Source organism: Anaeromassilibacillus senegalensis, from assembly GCF_001261775.1.
Taxonomy (GTDB): domain Bacteria; phylum Bacillota; class Clostridia; order Oscillospirales; family Acutalibacteraceae; genus Anaeromassilibacillus; species Anaeromassilibacillus senegalensis.
Map to the genome: position 1 here is coordinate 545158 of NZ_LN868536.1, position 18218 is coordinate 563375.

At 54.3% G+C, this 18218-nt stretch carries 21 protein-coding genes; all 21 read left to right on the forward strand.

Annotation, left to right across the window (positions count from 1 at the left end):
* The first annotated feature begins 271 nt into the window (after positions 1-271).
* The 21 genes from BN2106_RS16040 (at position 272) to BN2106_RS04810 (ending at position 18018) form a co-directional block, all read left to right on the forward strand.
* Positions 272-439 (forward strand): hypothetical protein, encoded by a 168-nt coding sequence (locus BN2106_RS16040; protein ID WP_154666425.1) that lies wholly within the window; start codon positions 272-274, stop codon positions 437-439.
* Positions 390-1151, forward strand: coding sequence for a DNA repair protein RecO (gene recO, locus BN2106_RS04715; RefSeq protein ID WP_050697408.1), 762 nt, complete (start codon positions 390-392; stop codon positions 1149-1151). Before BN2106_RS16040 ends, recO begins: the two co-directional genes overlap by 50 nt.
* 19 nt (positions 1152-1170) lie before the next feature.
* On the forward strand, positions 1171-1614 hold the full coding sequence (locus BN2106_RS04720) for a GNAT family N-acetyltransferase (RefSeq protein WP_050697409.1): 444 nt from the start codon (positions 1171-1173) through the stop codon (positions 1612-1614).
* Between the two features lie 26 nt (positions 1615-1640).
* Complete coding sequence (locus BN2106_RS04725) at positions 1641-4001, forward strand: endonuclease MutS2 (protein WP_050697591.1); 2361 nt, start codon at positions 1641-1643, stop codon at positions 3999-4001.
* Positions 4002-4061: 60 nt separating this feature from the next.
* The gene (locus tag BN2106_RS04730; RefSeq protein WP_050697410.1) at positions 4062-4475 is read left to right on the forward strand and encodes an EamA family transporter; all 414 of its coding nucleotides are present in this window, start codon (positions 4062-4064) and stop codon (positions 4473-4475) included.
* Positions 4476-4602: 127 nt separating this feature from the next.
* The gene (locus tag BN2106_RS04735; protein ID WP_050697411.1) at positions 4603-5280 is read left to right on the forward strand and encodes a hypothetical protein; all 678 of its coding nucleotides are present in this window, start codon (positions 4603-4605) and stop codon (positions 5278-5280) included.
* A gap of 70 nt (positions 5281-5350) precedes the next feature.
* A complete protein-coding gene (gene ylxM, locus BN2106_RS04740) occupies positions 5351-5713 on the forward strand; it encodes a YlxM family DNA-binding protein (protein ID WP_050697412.1) in 363 nt (120 codons plus the stop codon).
* Positions 5714-5738: 25 nt separating this feature from the next.
* Positions 5739-7049 carry a signal recognition particle protein gene (ffh, locus tag BN2106_RS04745; protein WP_050697413.1) on the forward strand — a complete coding sequence of 437 codons (1311 nt, stop codon included), beginning with the start codon at positions 5739-5741 and terminating at the stop codon, positions 7047-7049.
* A gap of 74 nt (positions 7050-7123) precedes the next feature.
* Positions 7124-7366, forward strand: a complete 243-nt coding sequence (gene rpsP / locus BN2106_RS04750) for a 30S ribosomal protein S16 (protein ID WP_050697414.1) — start codon at positions 7124-7126, stop codon at positions 7364-7366.
* Positions 7367-7395: 29 nt separating this feature from the next.
* Positions 7396-7629 (forward strand): KH domain-containing protein, encoded by a 234-nt coding sequence (locus tag BN2106_RS04755; RefSeq protein ID WP_050697415.1) that lies wholly within the window; start codon positions 7396-7398, stop codon positions 7627-7629.
* 176 nt (positions 7630-7805) lie between these two features.
* Positions 7806-8321, forward strand: coding sequence for a ribosome maturation factor RimM (rimM, locus tag BN2106_RS04760; RefSeq protein ID WP_050697416.1), 516 nt, complete (start codon positions 7806-7808; stop codon positions 8319-8321).
* The gene (trmD, locus tag BN2106_RS04765) at positions 8311-9051 is read left to right on the forward strand and encodes a tRNA (guanosine(37)-N1)-methyltransferase TrmD (protein ID WP_050697417.1); all 741 of its coding nucleotides are present in this window, start codon (positions 8311-8313) and stop codon (positions 9049-9051) included. The genes rimM and trmD overlap by 11 nt, the downstream gene beginning before the upstream one ends.
* Before the next feature lie 262 nt (positions 9052-9313).
* Positions 9314-9577 carry an HPr family phosphocarrier protein gene (locus BN2106_RS04770; RefSeq protein WP_050697418.1) on the forward strand — a complete coding sequence of 88 codons (264 nt, stop codon included), beginning with the start codon at positions 9314-9316 and terminating at the stop codon, positions 9575-9577.
* A gap of 82 nt (positions 9578-9659) precedes the next feature.
* Positions 9660-11558 (forward strand): excinuclease ABC subunit UvrC, encoded by a 1899-nt coding sequence (gene uvrC, locus BN2106_RS04775; protein ID WP_050697419.1) that lies wholly within the window; start codon positions 9660-9662, stop codon positions 11556-11558.
* A 141-nt stretch (positions 11559-11699) separates the two neighbouring features.
* Positions 11700-12242 (forward strand): 16S rRNA (guanine(966)-N(2))-methyltransferase RsmD, encoded by a 543-nt coding sequence (gene rsmD / locus BN2106_RS04780; RefSeq protein ID WP_050697420.1) that lies wholly within the window; start codon positions 11700-11702, stop codon positions 12240-12242.
* Positions 12243-12314: 72 nt separating this feature from the next.
* Positions 12315-12803, forward strand: a complete 489-nt coding sequence (coaD, locus tag BN2106_RS04785; RefSeq protein WP_050697421.1) for a pantetheine-phosphate adenylyltransferase — start codon at positions 12315-12317, stop codon at positions 12801-12803.
* A gap of 48 nt (positions 12804-12851) precedes the next feature.
* Positions 12852-13316, forward strand: a complete 465-nt coding sequence (locus BN2106_RS04790) for an ATPase (RefSeq protein ID WP_050697422.1) — start codon at positions 12852-12854, stop codon at positions 13314-13316.
* 305 nt (positions 13317-13621) lie between these two features.
* Entirely contained in the window at positions 13622-14041 is a 420-nt protein-coding gene (gene mraZ / locus BN2106_RS04795) for a division/cell wall cluster transcriptional repressor MraZ (RefSeq protein WP_050697423.1), read from the forward strand.
* A 47-nt stretch (positions 14042-14088) separates the two neighbouring features.
* Positions 14089-15015 carry a 16S rRNA (cytosine(1402)-N(4))-methyltransferase RsmH gene (rsmH, locus tag BN2106_RS04800; protein ID WP_050697424.1) on the forward strand — a complete coding sequence of 309 codons (927 nt, stop codon included), beginning with the start codon at positions 14089-14091 and terminating at the stop codon, positions 15013-15015.
* A 27-nt stretch (positions 15016-15042) separates the two neighbouring features.
* A complete protein-coding gene (locus BN2106_RS04805) occupies positions 15043-15543 on the forward strand; it encodes a hypothetical protein (RefSeq protein ID WP_050697425.1) in 501 nt (166 codons plus the stop codon).
* A gap of 249 nt (positions 15544-15792) precedes the next feature.
* Positions 15793-18018, forward strand: coding sequence for a penicillin-binding transpeptidase domain-containing protein (locus BN2106_RS04810; RefSeq protein ID WP_050697426.1), 2226 nt, complete (start codon positions 15793-15795; stop codon positions 18016-18018).
* The last annotated feature ends 200 nt before the right edge of the window (positions 18019-18218 follow it).

An 18218-nucleotide genomic window follows, 5' to 3' on the forward strand; every position in this document is an offset into this window, starting at 1 on the left:
ATCTTGAAAAAGTGGGCATTCTCCCATCTCCCGCTGGCAGTAGACGGGAGAATCCGGGCGGCCGGATCAGGAAGCGTTGTTATGGTGTCCTTTTCATGTCCTGTTGAAAATCAGGATGTGAATGAAAATCATGGAGGCATATACAGATATTACCGTTCATACCCTCGCACTCTTTTGCGAATAGTAAAAGGGAACAGATTCCGAAATTGTTTGTATGATGGAACAGAGGAATCGGGTGGACCTTTACGGGTCGGAAAAGGGGCGAATTGGTATGAATGAACATGACGAACAGGCGGCGTGGTCCTGTTTTGCACAGACAGGGCGCGTGCAGGATTATTTAATTTACAGCCAGTGTAAACAGCAGAACACTGTGCTGCAGGAGGAACCCGATGGTAATCAATACGGACGGCCTGGTGATTACGGAGCGGCAGGTGGGTGAGAGCGACCGGCTTGTCACCGTCCTTACCCGGGAAGAAGGCGTGCTGCGCGCCTTTGCACGGAAAGCAAAGCTGCTGAAAAGCAGCAAGCTTTCCGCCACGCAGCTGTTCTGCTATTCCCGCTTCTCTATTTATAAGGGGCGGGAAAAATATATGATCGACGACGCACAGCCGATTGAGGTCTTCTTCGACTTGCGGCGGGATATCGGGCGCCTTTCCCTTGCCCAGTATTTCTGTGAGCTGGCCGGCGTGCTCGCTCCGCAGGAGGCCGCGGCGGGGGATTTTTTGCGTCTGTTGCTCAATGCGATGCATTTTCTGGCGGCGGATTCCCGTCCGCAGCTGTTGTTAAAGGCCATTGTGGAGATGCGGATGCTTTCTCTGGCGGGATATATGCCCAATTTGATCTGCTGCGCGGAATGCGCCTGCTATGAGGCGGAAGAGATGTATTTCCTGCCGCGCAGCGGCAAGCTGCTCTGCGGGAACTGCAACCGGCAGAGCCCCGAGGCTGCGGTGCGGCTTTCCCCCGGAACGGTTACGGCGCTGCGTCACACGATTTACGCCGAATTTGAAAAGCTGTTCGCCTTTCGTTTGCCGGAATCCGGGCAGAAGGAGCTGGCGCGCGCCAGCGAGCAATATGTATTGCAGACGCTGGAACGCAGCTTCGCCACGCTGGAGTTTTACCGGCAGATGAGTGGTGGAGGCGGACAAGTTTAAAGGAGATTGGCTATAAAGAATGATTACATACAAACAAACCCTGGGATTGGACGAAAACCCGGAGGCAAAGAAGATCCGGCAGACGGTTTTTGTGGAGGAACAGGGCTTTCAAAATGAGTTTGACGAGATTGATCCGGTTGCCCGCCATGTGGTGGCATGGGAGGACGGCAGACCGATAGCAACCGGGCGCGTATTTCCCAAGGATGGCGCAAAAGAAACCTGGATCATTGGCCGTGTGGCGGTTTTGCCGCCGTACCGGGGAAAAGGAATCGGCGCGCTGATTGTACATCAGCTGGAACAGGTTGCGCTGCATTGCGGCGCAAGGGAATGGACGCTGTCCGCCCAGCTTCGCGCGAAGGGCTTTTATGAAAATCTGGGCTATACGGCCCATGGGAATGTTTATCAGGATGAGTTTTGTCCGCATGTCGCAATGTGTAAACGTGCGGATGATGAGACAGACTAAATGAGGAAACAATGATGAGTGAAACAATGCAGAGGCACTATCGTGCCTTGGAACTGGATAAAATTTTACATCTGCTGGCGGAGGAAACCTCCTGTGACGCGGCGGCGGAGCTTGCCCTGGCACTGCGCCCGGTCTCGTCGCTGGCGGAGGTACAGCGGCTGCTGGCGGAGACGGATGAAGCTCACACCATGATGGCGCGGTTTGGTGTGCCGTCCTTTGGCGGGCTGAAGGACGTATCAAACTCCCTGCGCCGCGCGGAGGCCGGCGGCACACTGAACATGGTGGAGCTGCTGCGGGTCGCTATGGTTTTGCGCACGCTGCGCGGCATCATGGATTGGCGCAGCAAGAGCGAGGGCGTGAAAAGCATGCTGGATTGGCGCTTTGAGCAGATCATGCCGAATAAGTATCTGGAAGACCGCATCAACAACGCGATTCTGTCGGAGGAAGAAATGGCAGATAATGCGTCCCCGGAGCTGGCGGCGATTCGCCGGAAAATCCGTTCGGCGTCCTCCCGCGCCAGGGAACAGCTGGAAAAGATGGTGCGTTCCCAGACGACGCAGAAATATTTGCAGGACCCCATCATCACCATGCGCGACGGGCGTTTTGTGGTGCCGGTCAAAGCGGAGTGCCGCGGCGATGTGCCCGGCCTGGTACATGATACCTCGTCTTCCGGCGCGACGGTCTTCGTGGAGCCGATGGCGGTGGTCGAAGCGAACAACGAGGTGCGCGTACTGCTCTCCCGGGAACAGGTGGAGATCGAGCGCATCCTGGCGGAGCTTTCCGCGGAAGCGGGCAATTTTGCAAGCGGGATTATCTCCGGCTACCGGGCCGCGGTGGAGTTAAACCTGATTTTTGCCAAGGCCAATTTGGGCTATAAGATGAAGGCCAGCATGCCGCTGGTCAACGACGAGGGACGGATTGAGCTGAAAAAAGCCCGTCACCCGCTGATCGATAAAAATAAGGTGGTGCCGACGGATATCGAGCTGGGCATACACTTCGACACGCTGGTCATCACGGGCCCGAATACGGGCGGTAAAACAGTCTCCTTAAAAACGGTCGGCCTGCTGACGCTGATGGCAATGTGCGGCCTGCTGCTGCCGGTTGCGGACAACAGCCAGATTTCCGTCTTTCAAAACGTGCTGGCGGACATCGGGGACGAGCAGAGTATTGAGCAGTCGCTCTCCACCTTTTCCGCGCACATGACGAATATCATCAAAATTTTTGATCAGGCGGACGCTTGCAGTTTGGTCCTGCTGGACGAGCTGGGGGCGGGTACGGACCCGGTCGAGGGTGCGGCACTGGCAATGTCCATTCTGGAAGCCATTCGCAACAAGGGCGCGCGCATCGCGGCGACGACGCATTATGCGGAACTGAAAGCCTATGCGCTGCAAACGCCCGGCGTGGAAAACGCCTGCTGCGAGTTCGACGTGACCACCCTGCGGCCCACCTACCGTCTGCTGATCGGCGTCCCAGGCCGTTCCAACGCGTTTGCAATTTCCCTGCGGCTGGGGATGGCCCCGGAGATTGTGGAACACGCGAAGGCGCTGGTATCCAGCGAGAACACCCGCTTTGAAGATGTGGTACAGAGCTTGGAAACCAGCCGCCAGAAGCTGGAAGCGGAGCGCAAAGAGGCGGAACGCCAGCGCATGGCGGCCGAGGAGGCCAGCCGTGCGGCGAAAGAGCGCCGGGAATCCATTGACGCGGAAGCGGATAAAGAGATGGAGCGCGCGCGCCAGCGGGCAGCGGAGCTGATTGCCCGCACCCGTGGCCAGATCGACGCCATGCTCAACGAGATGGAGGAGCTGCGCAAGAAGCAGAATAAAATTCTGACAGCGGAACAAAAGGCGAAGCTGAAGTCCGGCCTGCGCAAGCTGGAGGATGAGGCGGACCCGGTCAACCGGAAGGAAGGCGAGGACTATGTGCTGCCCCGCCCGCTGAAAAAGGGCGATACAGTTTTGATCTACGACATTGACAAAAAGGGAACGGTGCTGCAGCCGCCGGAAAAGGACGGCAAAACGGCGCTGGTACAGGCCGGGATCATACAGACGCGCGTGCCGGTGTCCAACCTGCGTCTGATCAGTGAAAAACAGGCGAAGAAACAGCAGGGGACGGTGACGCGCAGCATCAACCGCTCCAATGTGCGGGCCGCGATGGAGCTCGATCTGCGCGGTCAGATGTCGGACGAAGCGATCATCAATGTGGACCAGTTTATCGATTCCGCGCTTCTGGCGGGAATCAGCCAGCTCACCATAATTCACGGCAAGGGCACGGGCGCTCTGCGCGCGGCGGTACAAACGCATTTGCGGCGCCATCCCAGCGTCAAGAACTTCCGGCTCGGCACCTTTGGCGAGGGGGAAGCGGGCGTCACCATTGTGGAATTAAAATAAAAAGTAAAATGGAGATAAAAACGGGGTGTTATTGTGACACGTGAGAAGGGGAAGAAACAGATGTGGGTACTGTTTGCGATCGGTTCGGCGGTATTTGCGGCGCTGACCTCTATTTTGGCAAAGATCGGCATCGAAGGGATCAATTCCAACCTCGCCACAGCAATCCGCACGGTGGTGGTATTGCTGCTGGCCTGGGGAATTGTATTTGCAACGGGCTCTCAGGCGGGAATTGCCAATATTTCCGGGCGCAGCTTTCTGTTTTTGATCCTGTCCGGGTTGGCGACGGGGCTTTCCTGGATGTGTTACTACCATGCCATTCAAATTGGGCCGGTATCCAAGGTGGTGCCCATCGACAAATTCAGTGTGGTCATTACGATGGTGCTGGCGTTCCTGTTTCTGCATGAAAAAATGGATTTAAAAACCGTCATTGGCGGACTTTTGATTACGGCGGGAACCTTTGTCATGATCCTGTAGGCCGTATAAAGCGGACGGGCGTTTCATAAAAATAACATGAGCGGGAGGCTCAGGCGGCAATGTACTGCCTGAGCCTTTCTTTACAAGCAAATAGAATTCCAGGTTATGGAAAGAAGGGGAACGAAAAATGGAAGAGAAAAAGAAGAGCCGAAAAGGACTGGCCGCTGTGTTGATTGTTTTGGCGATATTGGTCGGTGGGATCGCCGCCGTCGCCGGTCTGGCGCTGAACGATCCATATACGGATGCTGTCAGCGCCGGCGTGCAGCCGGATACGACGGTGCGCAAGCTGATGGATGCCGTTTTGACAGGCGATCCGGTGACGTTCACCCGAGAGGAGGTCAATGGTCTGATAGCGGAAAAGTTGGCCGAGCTGCCGGCAGGAGACATACAACTGCTGGATTTGCAATGTGTCACTACAAAAGAGGGCAGTGCGGAATTTTATGCGCCGATTTCCTTCCGCGGCCTGCGCCTGCCGCTCAGCGCGCAGCTGGAACTTGGGTGTGACGGAGAAGAACTCTGGGCAAAGGTGCAATCCGTCCACCTCGGTCGTCTGCCGGTTCCAACGCAGTGGATGCTTGCAGCGGTAAAAAGCGTTGCTCCGCCGGAGGTCTCCATTCTGGAAGAAAAGATTTCCATGCCATCGTCCTTTTTTGATGAAAACATCCTTGGCGGCAGTGTTGGGCTGACGGTGCAGTCGCTTTCTGTCACGGATACAGGCTTTTTAGTCGATGTGACCGGAAACCTCGACCGCCTGGAGGAGGGAATTCGTCAAAAGCTGAGCGATTTTCTGCGCGGCAGCTATTGACAATTTTCTGGAAGTGTTGTATAATTGCCAACTGTAAAGCAAATAACTTTACAGACAAGGAGGGCAGGACGTGGCGAAGAATCTGGAGATCTCCCTGTTGCTGGACTTCTACGGCGAAATGCTGACGGAAAAACAGCGCGAGGTAATCGAGTTCTATTACAACGACGACCTGTCTCTTTCTGAGATCGCGGACAACGAAGGCATTACGCGCCAGGGCGTGCGCGACTCGATCAAGCGGGCGGAATACCAGCTTCTGGAGATGGAAGCGCGCCTCGGATTGGCGAAGCGGTTCCGCGAGGTGCGGGACGGCTTGGAGCGCATCAGCGATTCGGCCCGCCGCATTCAGGACTATAACAAACAGCATGTGTATTCCCGCGACATCGAGGAGAATACACGGATGATATTGGAGCTTGCACAGCAGTTGTGCGAATAACCTTGCAGGCGAGAGGAGATTTGCTTTGGCATTCGAAGGATTGGCAGATAAACTTTCCGCGGCCTTTAAACGGCTGAAGTCGAAGGGCAAGCTGAGCGAAGCCGATGTAAAAGAGGCGATGCGAGAAGTGCGCCTGGCGCTTCTGGAGGCCGACGTCAACTATAAGGTTGCAAAAGAATTCACAAAGAAGATTACGGACCGTGCCATCGGCGCAGAGGTGATGGAAAGCCTGACGCCCGCGCAGATGGTGGTCAAAATTGTAGATGAAGAGCTGACGGCCCTGATGGGCGGCGGCGAAACGCGTTTGGTATCCCCGGCCAGCCCGCCTGCCATCATCATGATGTGCGGCCTGCAGGGCGCTGGTAAAACGACGCACGCCGGCAAGCTGGCAAAGATGCTGAAAAGCCAGGGGCATCGCCCCCTGCTGGTTGCGGGAGATATCTACCGCCCGGCGGCGATCAAGCAGCTGCAGGTGGTTGGTTCAAAGGCGGGCGTGCCCGTTTTTGAAATGGGCACCGAAAAGCCGGTGAAAATCTGTAAAGAGGCGATCAAGCGGGCGAAGGATTACGGCAACGACTATGTCATTATCGATACAGCGGGCCGGTTGCAGATTGATGAAGTGCTGATGGACGAGCTGAAGAACATTCAGGAGGCCGTCAATCCCTCGGACATTCTGCTGGTGGTCGATGCCATGACCGGTCAGGAAGCCGTCAACGTGGCCAAGACATTTGATGAGAAGCTGTCCATCACCGGCGTAATTCTCACCAAGCTGGACGGCGACACCCGCGGCGGCGCGGCGCTCTCCGTGCGCGCGGTGACAGGCAAGCCGATCAAGTTTGCAGGCACAGGCGAAAAGCTGGAGGATCTGGAGGTTTTCCACCCGGACCGCATGGCCTCGCGAATCCTCGGCATGGGCGATGTGCTCACGCTGATCGAGGACGCGCAAAGCAAAATGGACCAGAAAGCGGCGGAAAAGGTTTCCCGCCGGATGCTGGAAAATAAAATGGACCTCAATGACCTGCTTGACCAGTTTACGCAGATCAAGCGCATGGGTCCGCTGAAATCCGTTCTCAGCAAGATGCCGGGCATGGAGAAACAGCTCAAGGATGTGGACATCGACGACCGCGACATGGACCGCATGGCGGCGATCATTCTTTCCATGACGAAGGAGGAGCGCGAAAAGCCGTCGGTTATCAACCCGTCCCGCAAGCGCCGCATCGCGGCGGGCAGCGGCATGCGGGTGGAGGATGTCAACCGCCTGCTGCGCCAGTTTGAGCAGATGCAGAAGATGATGAAGCAGCTGCGCGGCAAGGGCAAGAGGCGTTTCGGCTTCTAAAATCCGGATATCTTACACCGAGGGAATTCCCTTGTTTAAGATCATACAAACAATTTGTTATGGAGGTGAAAATTATGGCAGTTAAGATCAGACTGCGCAGAATGGGTGCCAAGAGAGCTCCGTTCTACCGCATTGTTGTTGCAGATTCCCGTTATCCGCGCGATGGCCGCTTCATTGAAGAAATCGGCACATACGATCCGATGCAGGAGCCGTCCGTTGTGAAAGTCGACGCTGAGAAGGCGAAGAAGTGGATTTCCAACGGCGCACAGCCCACCGATACCGTGAAGGCTCTGTTCAAGAAGAACGGCGTTCTTTAATTGGCTATGTGTTGCACACGGAGGTTAACATGAAGGAATTGCTGACTGCAATCGCTCAGGGCCTTGTAGAAGATCCGTCCGCCGTTTCCGTCGATGTCGACGAGCCCGGACAGGACGGTTCCGTTGTTTATCATCTGCATGTTGCGGAAAACGACATGGGTCGGGTAATCGGCAAGCAGGGACGCATCGCAAAGGCGATCCGCGTCGTAATGCGTGCTGCTGCGACCCGTACCAACGGGAAGATTTCTGTCGAAATCGACTGAGCATAAAGGGGGGCTGACGTTTGTCCGCCCTCTCTTTTTTATTACATCAAGAAAATCCTTGGATTTTCCACTTTTAAGTATAACAAAAAATGGACTGCTGTGGCTTTCCTATCGTTTCGCGCGGAAGTTTTTTCGGAATCAGCTATTTTTTATATAAGCAAACCAGGAGGGATAAAATGCGGAATCAATATTTGGAAGCAGGCCGGATTGTGGGGACACATGGCGTCCGCGGGGAGCTGCGCGTGGAGCCGTGGTGCGACTCCGCCGCGTTTCTGGCGAAGCTGCGCAATCTATACGGGGAGCGCGGAGCGGAAAAACTGAAAGTGGTTTCCTCCCGCGTGCACAAGAGTTTGCTGCTGCTTCAGCTGGAGGGCGTGGATACCGTGGAACAGGCGGATGCGCTGCGCGGTAAAATTCTCTACCTGGACCGCGCGGACGTGAAGCTGCCAAAGGGCCAGTATTTTATGCAGGATATGATCGGCCTGACCGTCCTGGACGCGGATACAGGGAAGCGTTACGGCCTGCTGACCGAGGTGATGCGGACCGGCGCCAACGATGTATACCAGGTGACCGGGGAGGACAAGGTAAACTACCTGGTCCCCGCCATTCCGGATGTGGTCCGGGAGGTGGATATTGACGGCGGCGTGTTGAAAATCCGGCCGCTGAGGGGGATTTTTGAAGATGCGGATTGACATCCTCACGCTCTTTCCGGAGATGTGCGAAACTGTGATGGCGGAGAGCATCATTGGCCGCGCGCGTCGGCGCGGCGCGGTCCAGGTGTGCTGTCACCAAATCCGTAATTTTGCGTATGATAAACATAACCGGGTAGACGATACGCTCTTCGGCGGCGGGATGGGAATGCTGCTGATGGCGGAGCCGATCGCGCTGTGTATGGACAACGTGATTGAGCAGCTCGGGGAAAAACCGCATGTACTCTATATGTCCCCACAGGGAAGCGTGCTGACGCAGGAAAAAGTAAAAGAATTGGCAGGATTTGAGAATATTGCCATTCTATGTGGGCATTATGAAGGTGTGGACGAGCGCGTGCTGGACGCGTACGTCGACGAAGAAATTTCCATTGGGGACTATGTGCTCACAGGCGGCGAGCTGCCAGCCATGGTGGTAGCGGACGCCGTATGCCGTATGAAGGACGGTGTGCTCTCCGGCGACGAATGCTTTGAGGAGGAGAGCCACTACAATGGCCTGCTGGAATATCCACAGTATACAAGGCCGGCTGTCTGGCGTGGAAGAGAAGTCCCTCCGGTCCTGCTGACAGGACACCATGCCAATATTTCCCAATGGAGAAGACAACAGTCACTTTTGCGCACTTTGCACAAAAGACCTGATCTGCTGGCGCGGGCAGAGCTTACAAAAGCGGACAAAAAGTTTCTTTCTTCGTTGGAAACTCATGTGGAAAAATAATAAATCCCTGTACATTTTGCCTGATTTTGTCAGGCGGTCCATCAAGAAGATATGGTATACGGTACAAAAGTTTTCAACAATTACGTTAAGTTGCACAAAGGAGCGGGGGACATAAAAGGTACGATTCGGTTATCAATCCAAAGTTTTTCAAATTTGTTGACGGCATTCCGAATTGTGATATAATAACTAGCAAGATAGAGTTTAGTAGGTTGTGTTGTTTTGCTTTGATTTTTGATTATGATTTTTTTAGGAGTGGATTAAAATGTGCGTAAAAGAGGTATTGGTTCAGAATCAGGTGGGACTGCATGCGCGTCCGGCAACGTTCTTTATCCAGAAAGCAAATGAGTATAAATCCTCAATTTGGGTGGAAAAGGAAGAAAGACGCGTCAATGCGAAAAGTCTGTTGGGCGTACTGTCCCTCGGTATCGTTGGCGGTACATCCATCCGCATCATTGCTGACGGCGCTGATGAGGAAGAAGCTGTAAACAGCTTGGTCGATTTGGTCAAGTCCGGTTTTGCAGAATAAGTCGCTCACCAGACAGCACCGCTTTCACAGGCGGTGCTGTTTTTGTTTGCAGGGAACATAAAAGAAAAAGGAGGGCGCGTCCATGGAGGAACAAAAAGAACATATCAAAGAGCTGCGCAAAAAAGCGATGCGCCTGCCGCTGCATCCCGGTGTGTATATCATGCGCGACAAGACCGGGAAGATTATCTATATTGGCAAAGCGAAAGCATTGAAAAACCGCGTCAGTCAGTATTTTGGCAGCGAAAAAAACCACGATGATAAGGTTCGCCGCATGGTCAGCAATGTGGAGGACTTTGAATATATTCTGACGGACAGTGAATTTGAGGCGCTGGTGCTGGAATGCAGCCTCATCAAGCAGCACACGCCCAAGTATAACATCCTGTTGAAGGACGATAAGGGCTACCATTATATTAAGGTGACCAAAGGCCCGTGGCCGCGGATTTCGCAGGCCAAGCAGATGCTGAACGACGGCGCGGAATACCTGGGACCGTACGTCAGCTCCTGGGCGACCAAGGAGTCCGTTGACGAGGCGTTGAAGATTTTCCGCCTGCCGTCGTGCTCCCGCAAATTCCCACAGGATATCGGCAAGGGGCGGCCCTGCCTGAACTATTTTATTAAACAGTGCAGCGCGCCCTGCCGGGGCAGGCTGTCGGAAAAAGAGTACAACGAGGCTGTAAAGGATGCACTTGAATTCTTGCGGGGTGGCAGCGCGGCATGTGTGAAGGAATTAACAAGAAAGATGGAAGATGCGGCAGAAAACCTGGAGTTTGAGCGCGCGGCGCACATCCGGGACCGCCTGGCGGCAATCAAGCGCATGAGCGACCGCCAAAAGGTGGTGGCGCTGAAGGTTCCAGAACAGGATATTATCGCATTGGCGCAGGGGGCGGAAAAGAACTGCTTCGAGGTGTTCCGCTTTATGAATGGCCGCCTGTGCGACCGGGAAACCTACTTGATGGGCGAAATCGGTGAGGCAGGCGCGGCGCGCAGCGAATTTATCGAGCGGTACTACTCGATGCGCGACCGGATCCCGCCCCGTGTGACGCTGGACGGGCCGGCGACGGATACCGCTCTGCTTTCCGAGTGGCTGAGCCGGAAGGCGGGCCGAAAGGTGACTGTGTCCATTCCACAGAAGGGCGAACAGGCCCATCTGGTGGAAATGTGCCGCAGCAATGCCGCTGAGCAGCTTGCGCAGTCCATGGGGCGCACCGGGCGGGAGGCCTCTGCGCTGGACGAACTGGGACGGCTCTTGGGCCTGGCGCATCCGCCTGCTTATATCGAGGCATACGACATCAGCAACCTGGCTGGCGGCGACAATGTGGCGGGCATGGTGGTGTTTGAGAATGGACGGCCGCTCAAGAGCGCCTACCGGAAGTTCCAGATCAAAACGGTGGACGGGCAGGACGATTACGGTTCCATGCGGGAGGTCATTGGACGCCGCCTGCGGGAATATCAGGAAAACCAGGATAGCGGGGAGGGCTTCGGACGCTTGCCGGACCTGATCCTGTTGGACGGCGGCAAGGGCCATGTGGCGGCGGTGCAGCCCATTTTGGATTCGTTCCAGTTAAACATCCCTCTATTCGGCATGGTAAAGGACGACAAACACCGTACGCGCGCCATCGCGGCGAATGGTGGGGAAATCGCCATTCAGCCGAACCGCAAAGCGTTTACACTGGTAGGCGCGATTCAGGAAGAAGTACACCGTTTTGCAATCGGCTACCACCGGCAGACCCGGAAGAAAAATACACTCAGCACGTCCCTGACTTCGATTGAGGGAATCGGCCAATCCCGTGCGCGGGCACTGCTCAAACATTTCCGCACCATTACCGCGATCCGGGAAGCCGATCTGGAAGAACTGGAGAACGCGCCCGGGATGACAAAACCGTCCGCGCTTGCCGTGTACCGGCATTTTCACGCGTTAAACGAAACCGGTTCGCCAGGAAACGAAGAACAGAATAACCAACCAATCGAACCGGGCGAGTAGAAAAAGAAAACAGGGATCATCCAGGGCTTCCACCGAAGAAGCCGTACCTCTGCGGGCGGCAGGTTCTTGACAGATGGGCGGGATGATGGGATAATAGAAGGCATCTAAAGCGATGGATGCGAGAAAATAAGGAGTTACAATATGCGGATTATCACAGGTTCGGCCCGCGGCAGGCGTTTGATTACGCTGGAAGGTGCAAGTGTGCGCCCCACGCCGGAACGGGTCAAGGAGGCACTGTTCAGCATCCTCCAGTTTCAGATGGAAGGCCGCCGGGTGCTCGACCTGTTTGCAGGTTCCGGCCAGCTTGGCATAGAAGCGCTCAGCCGCGGTGCAAAGGAAGCCGTGTTTGTGGATGCGGGAAAAGAACCCGTTTCCGTTGTTACAAAAAATTTGGAGAGTACCGGCTTGGCAGACCGTGCGCAGGTGATGCATATGGATTTTTCCGCGTTTTTGCTGCGCCGGAACGAGCCGTTTGATATTGCGTTTCTCGATCCGCCCTACCGGACCGGCTTACTGGAGCGCGCACTGCCCATGGTGGCTGCGGTGATGAATCCGGGCGGGACGATCATATGTGAGCATCCCTCTGACGAAAAGCTGCCGGAGACGGCGGGAGACTTTGTCAAAGGAAAGGATTACCGGTACGGTAAAATCCTGCTGACGCTGTATCGTCATAAAGAACTGTAAAAACGTGAAATAGACCTGGAAACCGCTGCGGAGGACGCCTTTGCAGAAGGGTCTTGGAAAGGAATCAACGTTATGAAAACAGCAATCTGTCCGGGCAGTTTTGATCCCGTTACGATCGGCCATCTCGATATCATCGGGCGTGCCCGCAAAATTTTTGACCACGTCATTGTGGCGGTTATGGTCAATCCCAAAAAGAACACGCTGTTTACCGCGGAAGAGCGGGTGACTCTGATTCAAAAATGTATTGGAAATATGGACGATGTGGAAGTTGTCTGTTTTGACGGCCTGCTGGCGGACTATGCCCGCATACGCAGCGCCGACGCAATTGTAAAAGGCCTGCGCGCGCTGTCCGACTTTGAATATGAGTTCCAGCAGGCGCTGACCAATAAGAAGCTGAACCCCCAGCTGGAGACGATGTTTCTGATCACACGGTCGGAAAATATGTTTCTCAGCTCCAGTATTGTCAAACAGATCGCCGGTTTTGGCGGCGATATATCCAACTTTGTCCCGGCCTGTATTCTGGAGGACATTAAAGAAAGAATTTACGCCTCAAAAGGGTAAGGTGCGCGGATTGTTCCCGCGGCTCTCTGAAAGGAATGGTCAAATACAATGAATGTTGAAGAATTGATTGACGAACTGTACGAAATGGTGGAGAAGGCGTGGAACCTTCCGCTGAGCCGCGGACGCGCGGTCCTCGATGGGGATGAGGTACGGCAGATTCTGGACGAGATCCGGGAGAACCTTCCCAAAGAGCTGCGCCAGGCGAAGGCGATTGTGGCAGACCGCGCGCAGATTATCAGCGATGCCAAGCGGGAAGCGGAGACCATTGTCCGCGTGGCGGAAGAGCGTTCCAAAGCGATGGTCAACCAGGATGAGATTGTCCGCGCCGCACAGCAGAAGGCAAACGATCTGGTGACGCAGGCCCAATTAAAAGCGCGGGAGATGCGCAAAGCGTCCAACGACTATGTGGAAGACCTGATGAAGCGCACGGACGACGCGTTGGCGGCAAATCTTGCGGAGCTGCGTAAAACCCGCCAGAACATTAAAGCAACCCAGCGTTCCGGACAAAACTAAACCATTGATTTTTGTGCGTTTTGTACATGCATTTCCTGAAGTTTTTGGGAACAATCTAAGGAAATTGGAAAAAATTAGGAGACCCAACACAAGATCTTGTGGTGGGTCTCCTTTTTTATATCTATATACGGAAAATTGGCACTTATAATTCCTGAAAAATACTATTTTGGTTGACATAAATGCAATGAAATGGTTGCAATTTTGTTATCTATAGAGTATAATCAGATCATTAAGTGGGGGAAGGTGGGGCAAAGTAGTGCGCTGTGGTTGACATAGCCAGCATTTGCCCTGAAAAAGGCACGATTATGTTGATTGGCGAATACCAACATAATATCGACCAGAAAGGCCGCGTGATTGTACCCGCTCGGTTCCGGGAGGATTTGGGCGAGCGTTTTTATGTCACGAAGGGAATGGATGGTTGTCTGTTCGTTCTCCCTCCCGCTGAATGGCAAAAACTTCAGGAAAAGGTTCTGGCAATGCCCATGAGCAAGGCGAGAAAGATTCAGCTGTTTTTCTTTGCCGGTGCGATGGAGGCGGAGCCGGACAAGCAGGGACGCATCCTGCTGCCGCAGCCACTGCGGGAGTATGCGGGCCTGACCAAAGATGTCACATTTATTGGCGCTATGAACCGGGGAGAAATTTGGGACGCGCAGAAGTGGACAGATTTTAATGCCGGTTTGAACAGCGACAACGTCACCCAGATTATGGAGGATGTGGACTTTTAAAATGGCCTTCGGCGCGGTGTTTGCCGAGTGCGGCCGGAGGAGATAGCATGGAGTTTCACCACAAGCCGGTGTTGTTCGATGAAGCGATTGAATCGCTTGCGATCCACCCGGATGGAGTTTACATAGACGGGACTGCCGGAGGCGGCGGCCATTCCAGAGCAATCGCAGAACGGCTGACCACAGGAAAGCTGCTCTCAATTGATCAGGACCCCGACGCCATCGAGGTGGTGCGGGAACGGCTGCGCTCGTATTCCTGTTCGGTTTTGGCACGCGCCAATTTTTCAGAGATGGACCGCGTGGCGAGGGACTTGGATTTGCCCCCGGTGGACGGTGTGTTGCTGGATATCGGCGTATCCTCCCACCAGCTGGACACCCCGGAGCGGGGCTTTTCTTACCACACCGACGCGCCGCTCGACATGCGCATGAGCCAGCAGGGGCCGAGTGCCAGGGATTTGGTCAACACGCTGACCTGGCAGGAGTTGGCGCGCATCATCAGCCAATACGGCGAGGACCGCAATGCGAAGAGCATTGCAAAGGGAATTGTCAAGGCGCGGGAAAGCGCGCCAATTGAAACAACCGTGCAGCTCGCGGAGATTATCAAGGCTTCCGTGCCAGCCGCGGTGCGCAGGGAGCAGGGGCATCCCGCCCGGAAAACCTTTCAGGCGCTGCGAATTGAGGTTAACGGGGAGCTGGATTGCCTTTCCAAAGGGCTGGACGCCGCGTTTTCCCTGTTAAAGCCGGGCGGACGCTTGGCGGTTATCACCTTCCATTCGCTGGAGGACCGCATGGTCAAGCAGCGTATGGCGTCCTGGTGCCAGGGCTGCACCTGTCCGCCGGATTTTCCGGTATGCGTGTGCGGTAAGCAGCCAAAGGCAGAATTGTTATACAAAAAGGGACTGGCCCCCAGTGAAGCAGAATTGGAGTATAACCCCCGGAGCCGCAGTGCGCGGCTGCGGGTTTGCATAAAACGTTAAAAAAGAAACGGAAAGAAGGGTCTGTGGATGGCGACACACCGCAAAGGCGAAGCGTATGATTTTGAACTTTTTGAGCCGAAGAGACAACTGGAACAGGAGCAGCAGCAAAAAAATAATATCATACGTCTTCCGCAGGAACAACTGGAAAAGAACCGCCGTCCAAAGCACAGGGGGCTGAAGGTTATTTCTATGAGCCTGTTTTTACTGGCCATGATGACCATTGCCGGTTCACTGGTGTATGGGCAGGTCCGTCTGACAGAATTGACTGAGGACATCAACACCTATTCGACCGTTTTGGAAGAGCAGCAGAGTGTCTATGTACAGTTAAAAATGAAGTCGGACGCCAAACTTTCCCTGCAGACCGTTGAAGATTATGCGGAGAACAACCTTGGGATGCGAAAGATCGAACAGAGCCAGGTGGAATATATCAGCCTGTCGAAGGGAGACAAGAGCCAGGTGGTGGAAGAGGAGCAGTCTCAAAATCTGCTGACTTCCATATGGGATTTTATCCAGCAGCTGTTGTCATAAAAAGAACCTTGTTTCAATAGATATGGAATGAACAGTATCAGAACAGTTGCAGTGAATCAATTCAAAAAGGAGACGAGGACGGGAAGAATGTGGCGACAAAGCTGCAATTTTTCCGGACCGCCAAATGGTTGAAAACATTTGCTACAATTGCTCTGTGGCCGGTCTATTGAGGAAAAGGTGCGGATCAATACCAGAACGGGAGAGTTAAGAGAATTCTTGACTCTCCGTTTTATAATTTGGAGGTTGCAGATGGCAAAGGGGACAACAATCAGGATGTGGCATCGGACGATCTTTATGCTGATCGTCATGATTGTCATCGGTTTTGGCGCGGTTGCCGTCAGTCTGTTCCGGCTGCAGATCGTGCAGGGGGAAGAGCTGCAAACGCGCGCGGTAGACCAGTATTTGAAGGATACGTCAATCAATGCAAAGCGCGGAACGATCTATGACTGCAATATGAAGGTACTTGCGGAGAGCGCCAATGTCTGGAAAGTCGTATTAGAACCGGCTTATATTACGGATAAGAACCGGGACCTGATCTGTACCGGCCTTGCAGAGATACTGGATTTGGACAAGAACGAGCTGCTGGAGCGCAGTCAGAAAAAAACATATTACGATGTGGTAAAGGGCAAAGTAGAAACAGAAATCAAGGATGAAATTGTCAAATTTAAAAAGGACAATCAAATCGGCAACGGCATCCGGTTGATTGAAGACTACAAGCGCTACTACCCGTATGGAAAGTTTGCGTCCTCTGTGCTGGGATTTACCGGTTCCGACAGCCAGGGATTGGCTGGTATAGAAGCGCAGTATGATGCCACCCTGACGGGTGTTTCCGGCCGGCTGGTGACGGCGAAAAACGCGCTGGGCACGGATATGTCCTTTGATTATGAGCAGCGGGTGGAGCCGCAGAACGGCTACAGCCTGGTGTTGACGCTGGATGAGGTGGTGCAGCACTTCCTGGAAAAATACCTGGAGGAAGGCGTTGTGAACAGCGGCGCGCGCAACCGCGCCTGCGGCATCGTCATGAATGTCAAAACCGGTGCGATCCTCGGCATGGCGGTCAAGGGGGACTTTGACCCGAACGACCCATTTACACTTGCCGATCCCACTGAAAAGGCGGCGGTAGACGCCTTGCAGGGAGAGGAGCGGAAAAAGGCGCTGAACGAAGCGCGTCAGAAGCAATGGAGAAATAAATGCGTCAGCGATACCTATTATCCCGGTTCTGTTTTTAAGATGGTTACTTCGTCCATGGGCTTTGAGGAAGGCGTTATTAATGAAAATTCGCCGTTTTCCTGCCCTGGCTATTATATAGTGGCGGACCGCCGCATCAGCTGCTGGAAAACAGCGGGACACGGCGGCGAAACCTTTTCACAGGGACTGTGCAATTCCTGCAACCCGGTTTTTATCCAGGTTGGCGAACGGCTGGGACCGAAAACCTTCTTTAAATATTTTGAGGCCTTTGGGTTTACACAGAAGACGGGCATTGATCTGCCCGGCGAATCCCGCAGCATTTACTACGATGAAAACATGGGCCCGGTTGAATTGGCGACAGAGTCCTTTGGACAGAACTTCAGTATTACGCCGATCCAGATGATCACCGGCGCGGCTGCGGTTGCCAACGGCGGCTATCTGGTACAGCCGCATGTGGTGGCACAGGTTATCGACGACGACGGCAATATCATCCGCACGACGGATACCACCGTCAAACGCCAGGTAATTTCCAATGATACCTCCCAGCGCGTCAGCGCCATTCTGCAGCAGACCGCTACCACCGGCACGGCGAAAAACGGTTACATTGCCGGATACCGTGTGGCGGGAAAAACCGGTACGTCGGAAAAAATTGCGGAGTGGATCGCGCAGGGCAAACAGGGAGAAAAGAAATATATCGCCTCTTATTGCGGCTATGCGCCGGCGGACGATCCGCAGGTTGCCATGCTGGTGTTCTTTGACGAACCGCTCCGCCAAAACGGGCAGGTGTTCGGCAGTGCGATCGCGGGACCGCCGTTTGCAAAGACCATGAGCGAAATCCTTCCGTATCTGGGCATTGAGGCGAAATACACGGAAGAGGAGCTTGCCAAGCTGGATACAACCACGCCGGATGTGCGCGGCAAGAGCGTACAGGAGGCGCAGAATACCATTCAGACCGCGGAACTGGAAGCAAAGGTTTACGGCAACGGCGCCACAGTAGTTTCCCAGGTGCCGGAACCGGGCAAGAGCATCCCGAAGAACGGGCAGATGGTGCTGTTTACTGACGAGGAGAGCGCATCGAAGACGGTCAAGGTGCCAAAGCTGACCGGGCTGACCTTGTCACAGGCCAATGCGGCAGCAACAAACGCCGGCATCAATATCAGCATTTCCGGTGCGGCGCTTACTGGGAAGAATGCGGTATCCAACCTGCAAAGTATTCCGGAGGGAAGCGATGTGCCGCCGGGCACCATTGTCACGGTAGACTTTGTCGAACTCGACTCGGTAGAATAAGATGTGAATTTGGAAAATGAAACAAGAATAGAACCGGTTCTAATTAGGGAATGGTAAAATTTACCGTTCATCTGAATTAGAAGAATATGGTATAATAACCTCACGCCGTGTCCGGAAGCAGAGCTTCTGGCGGCTGGGAGAACATTGAATCATGCCGGATGGAAAAGTTCGTTAGCCTGTGGCACGATGCGGGCGGCGTT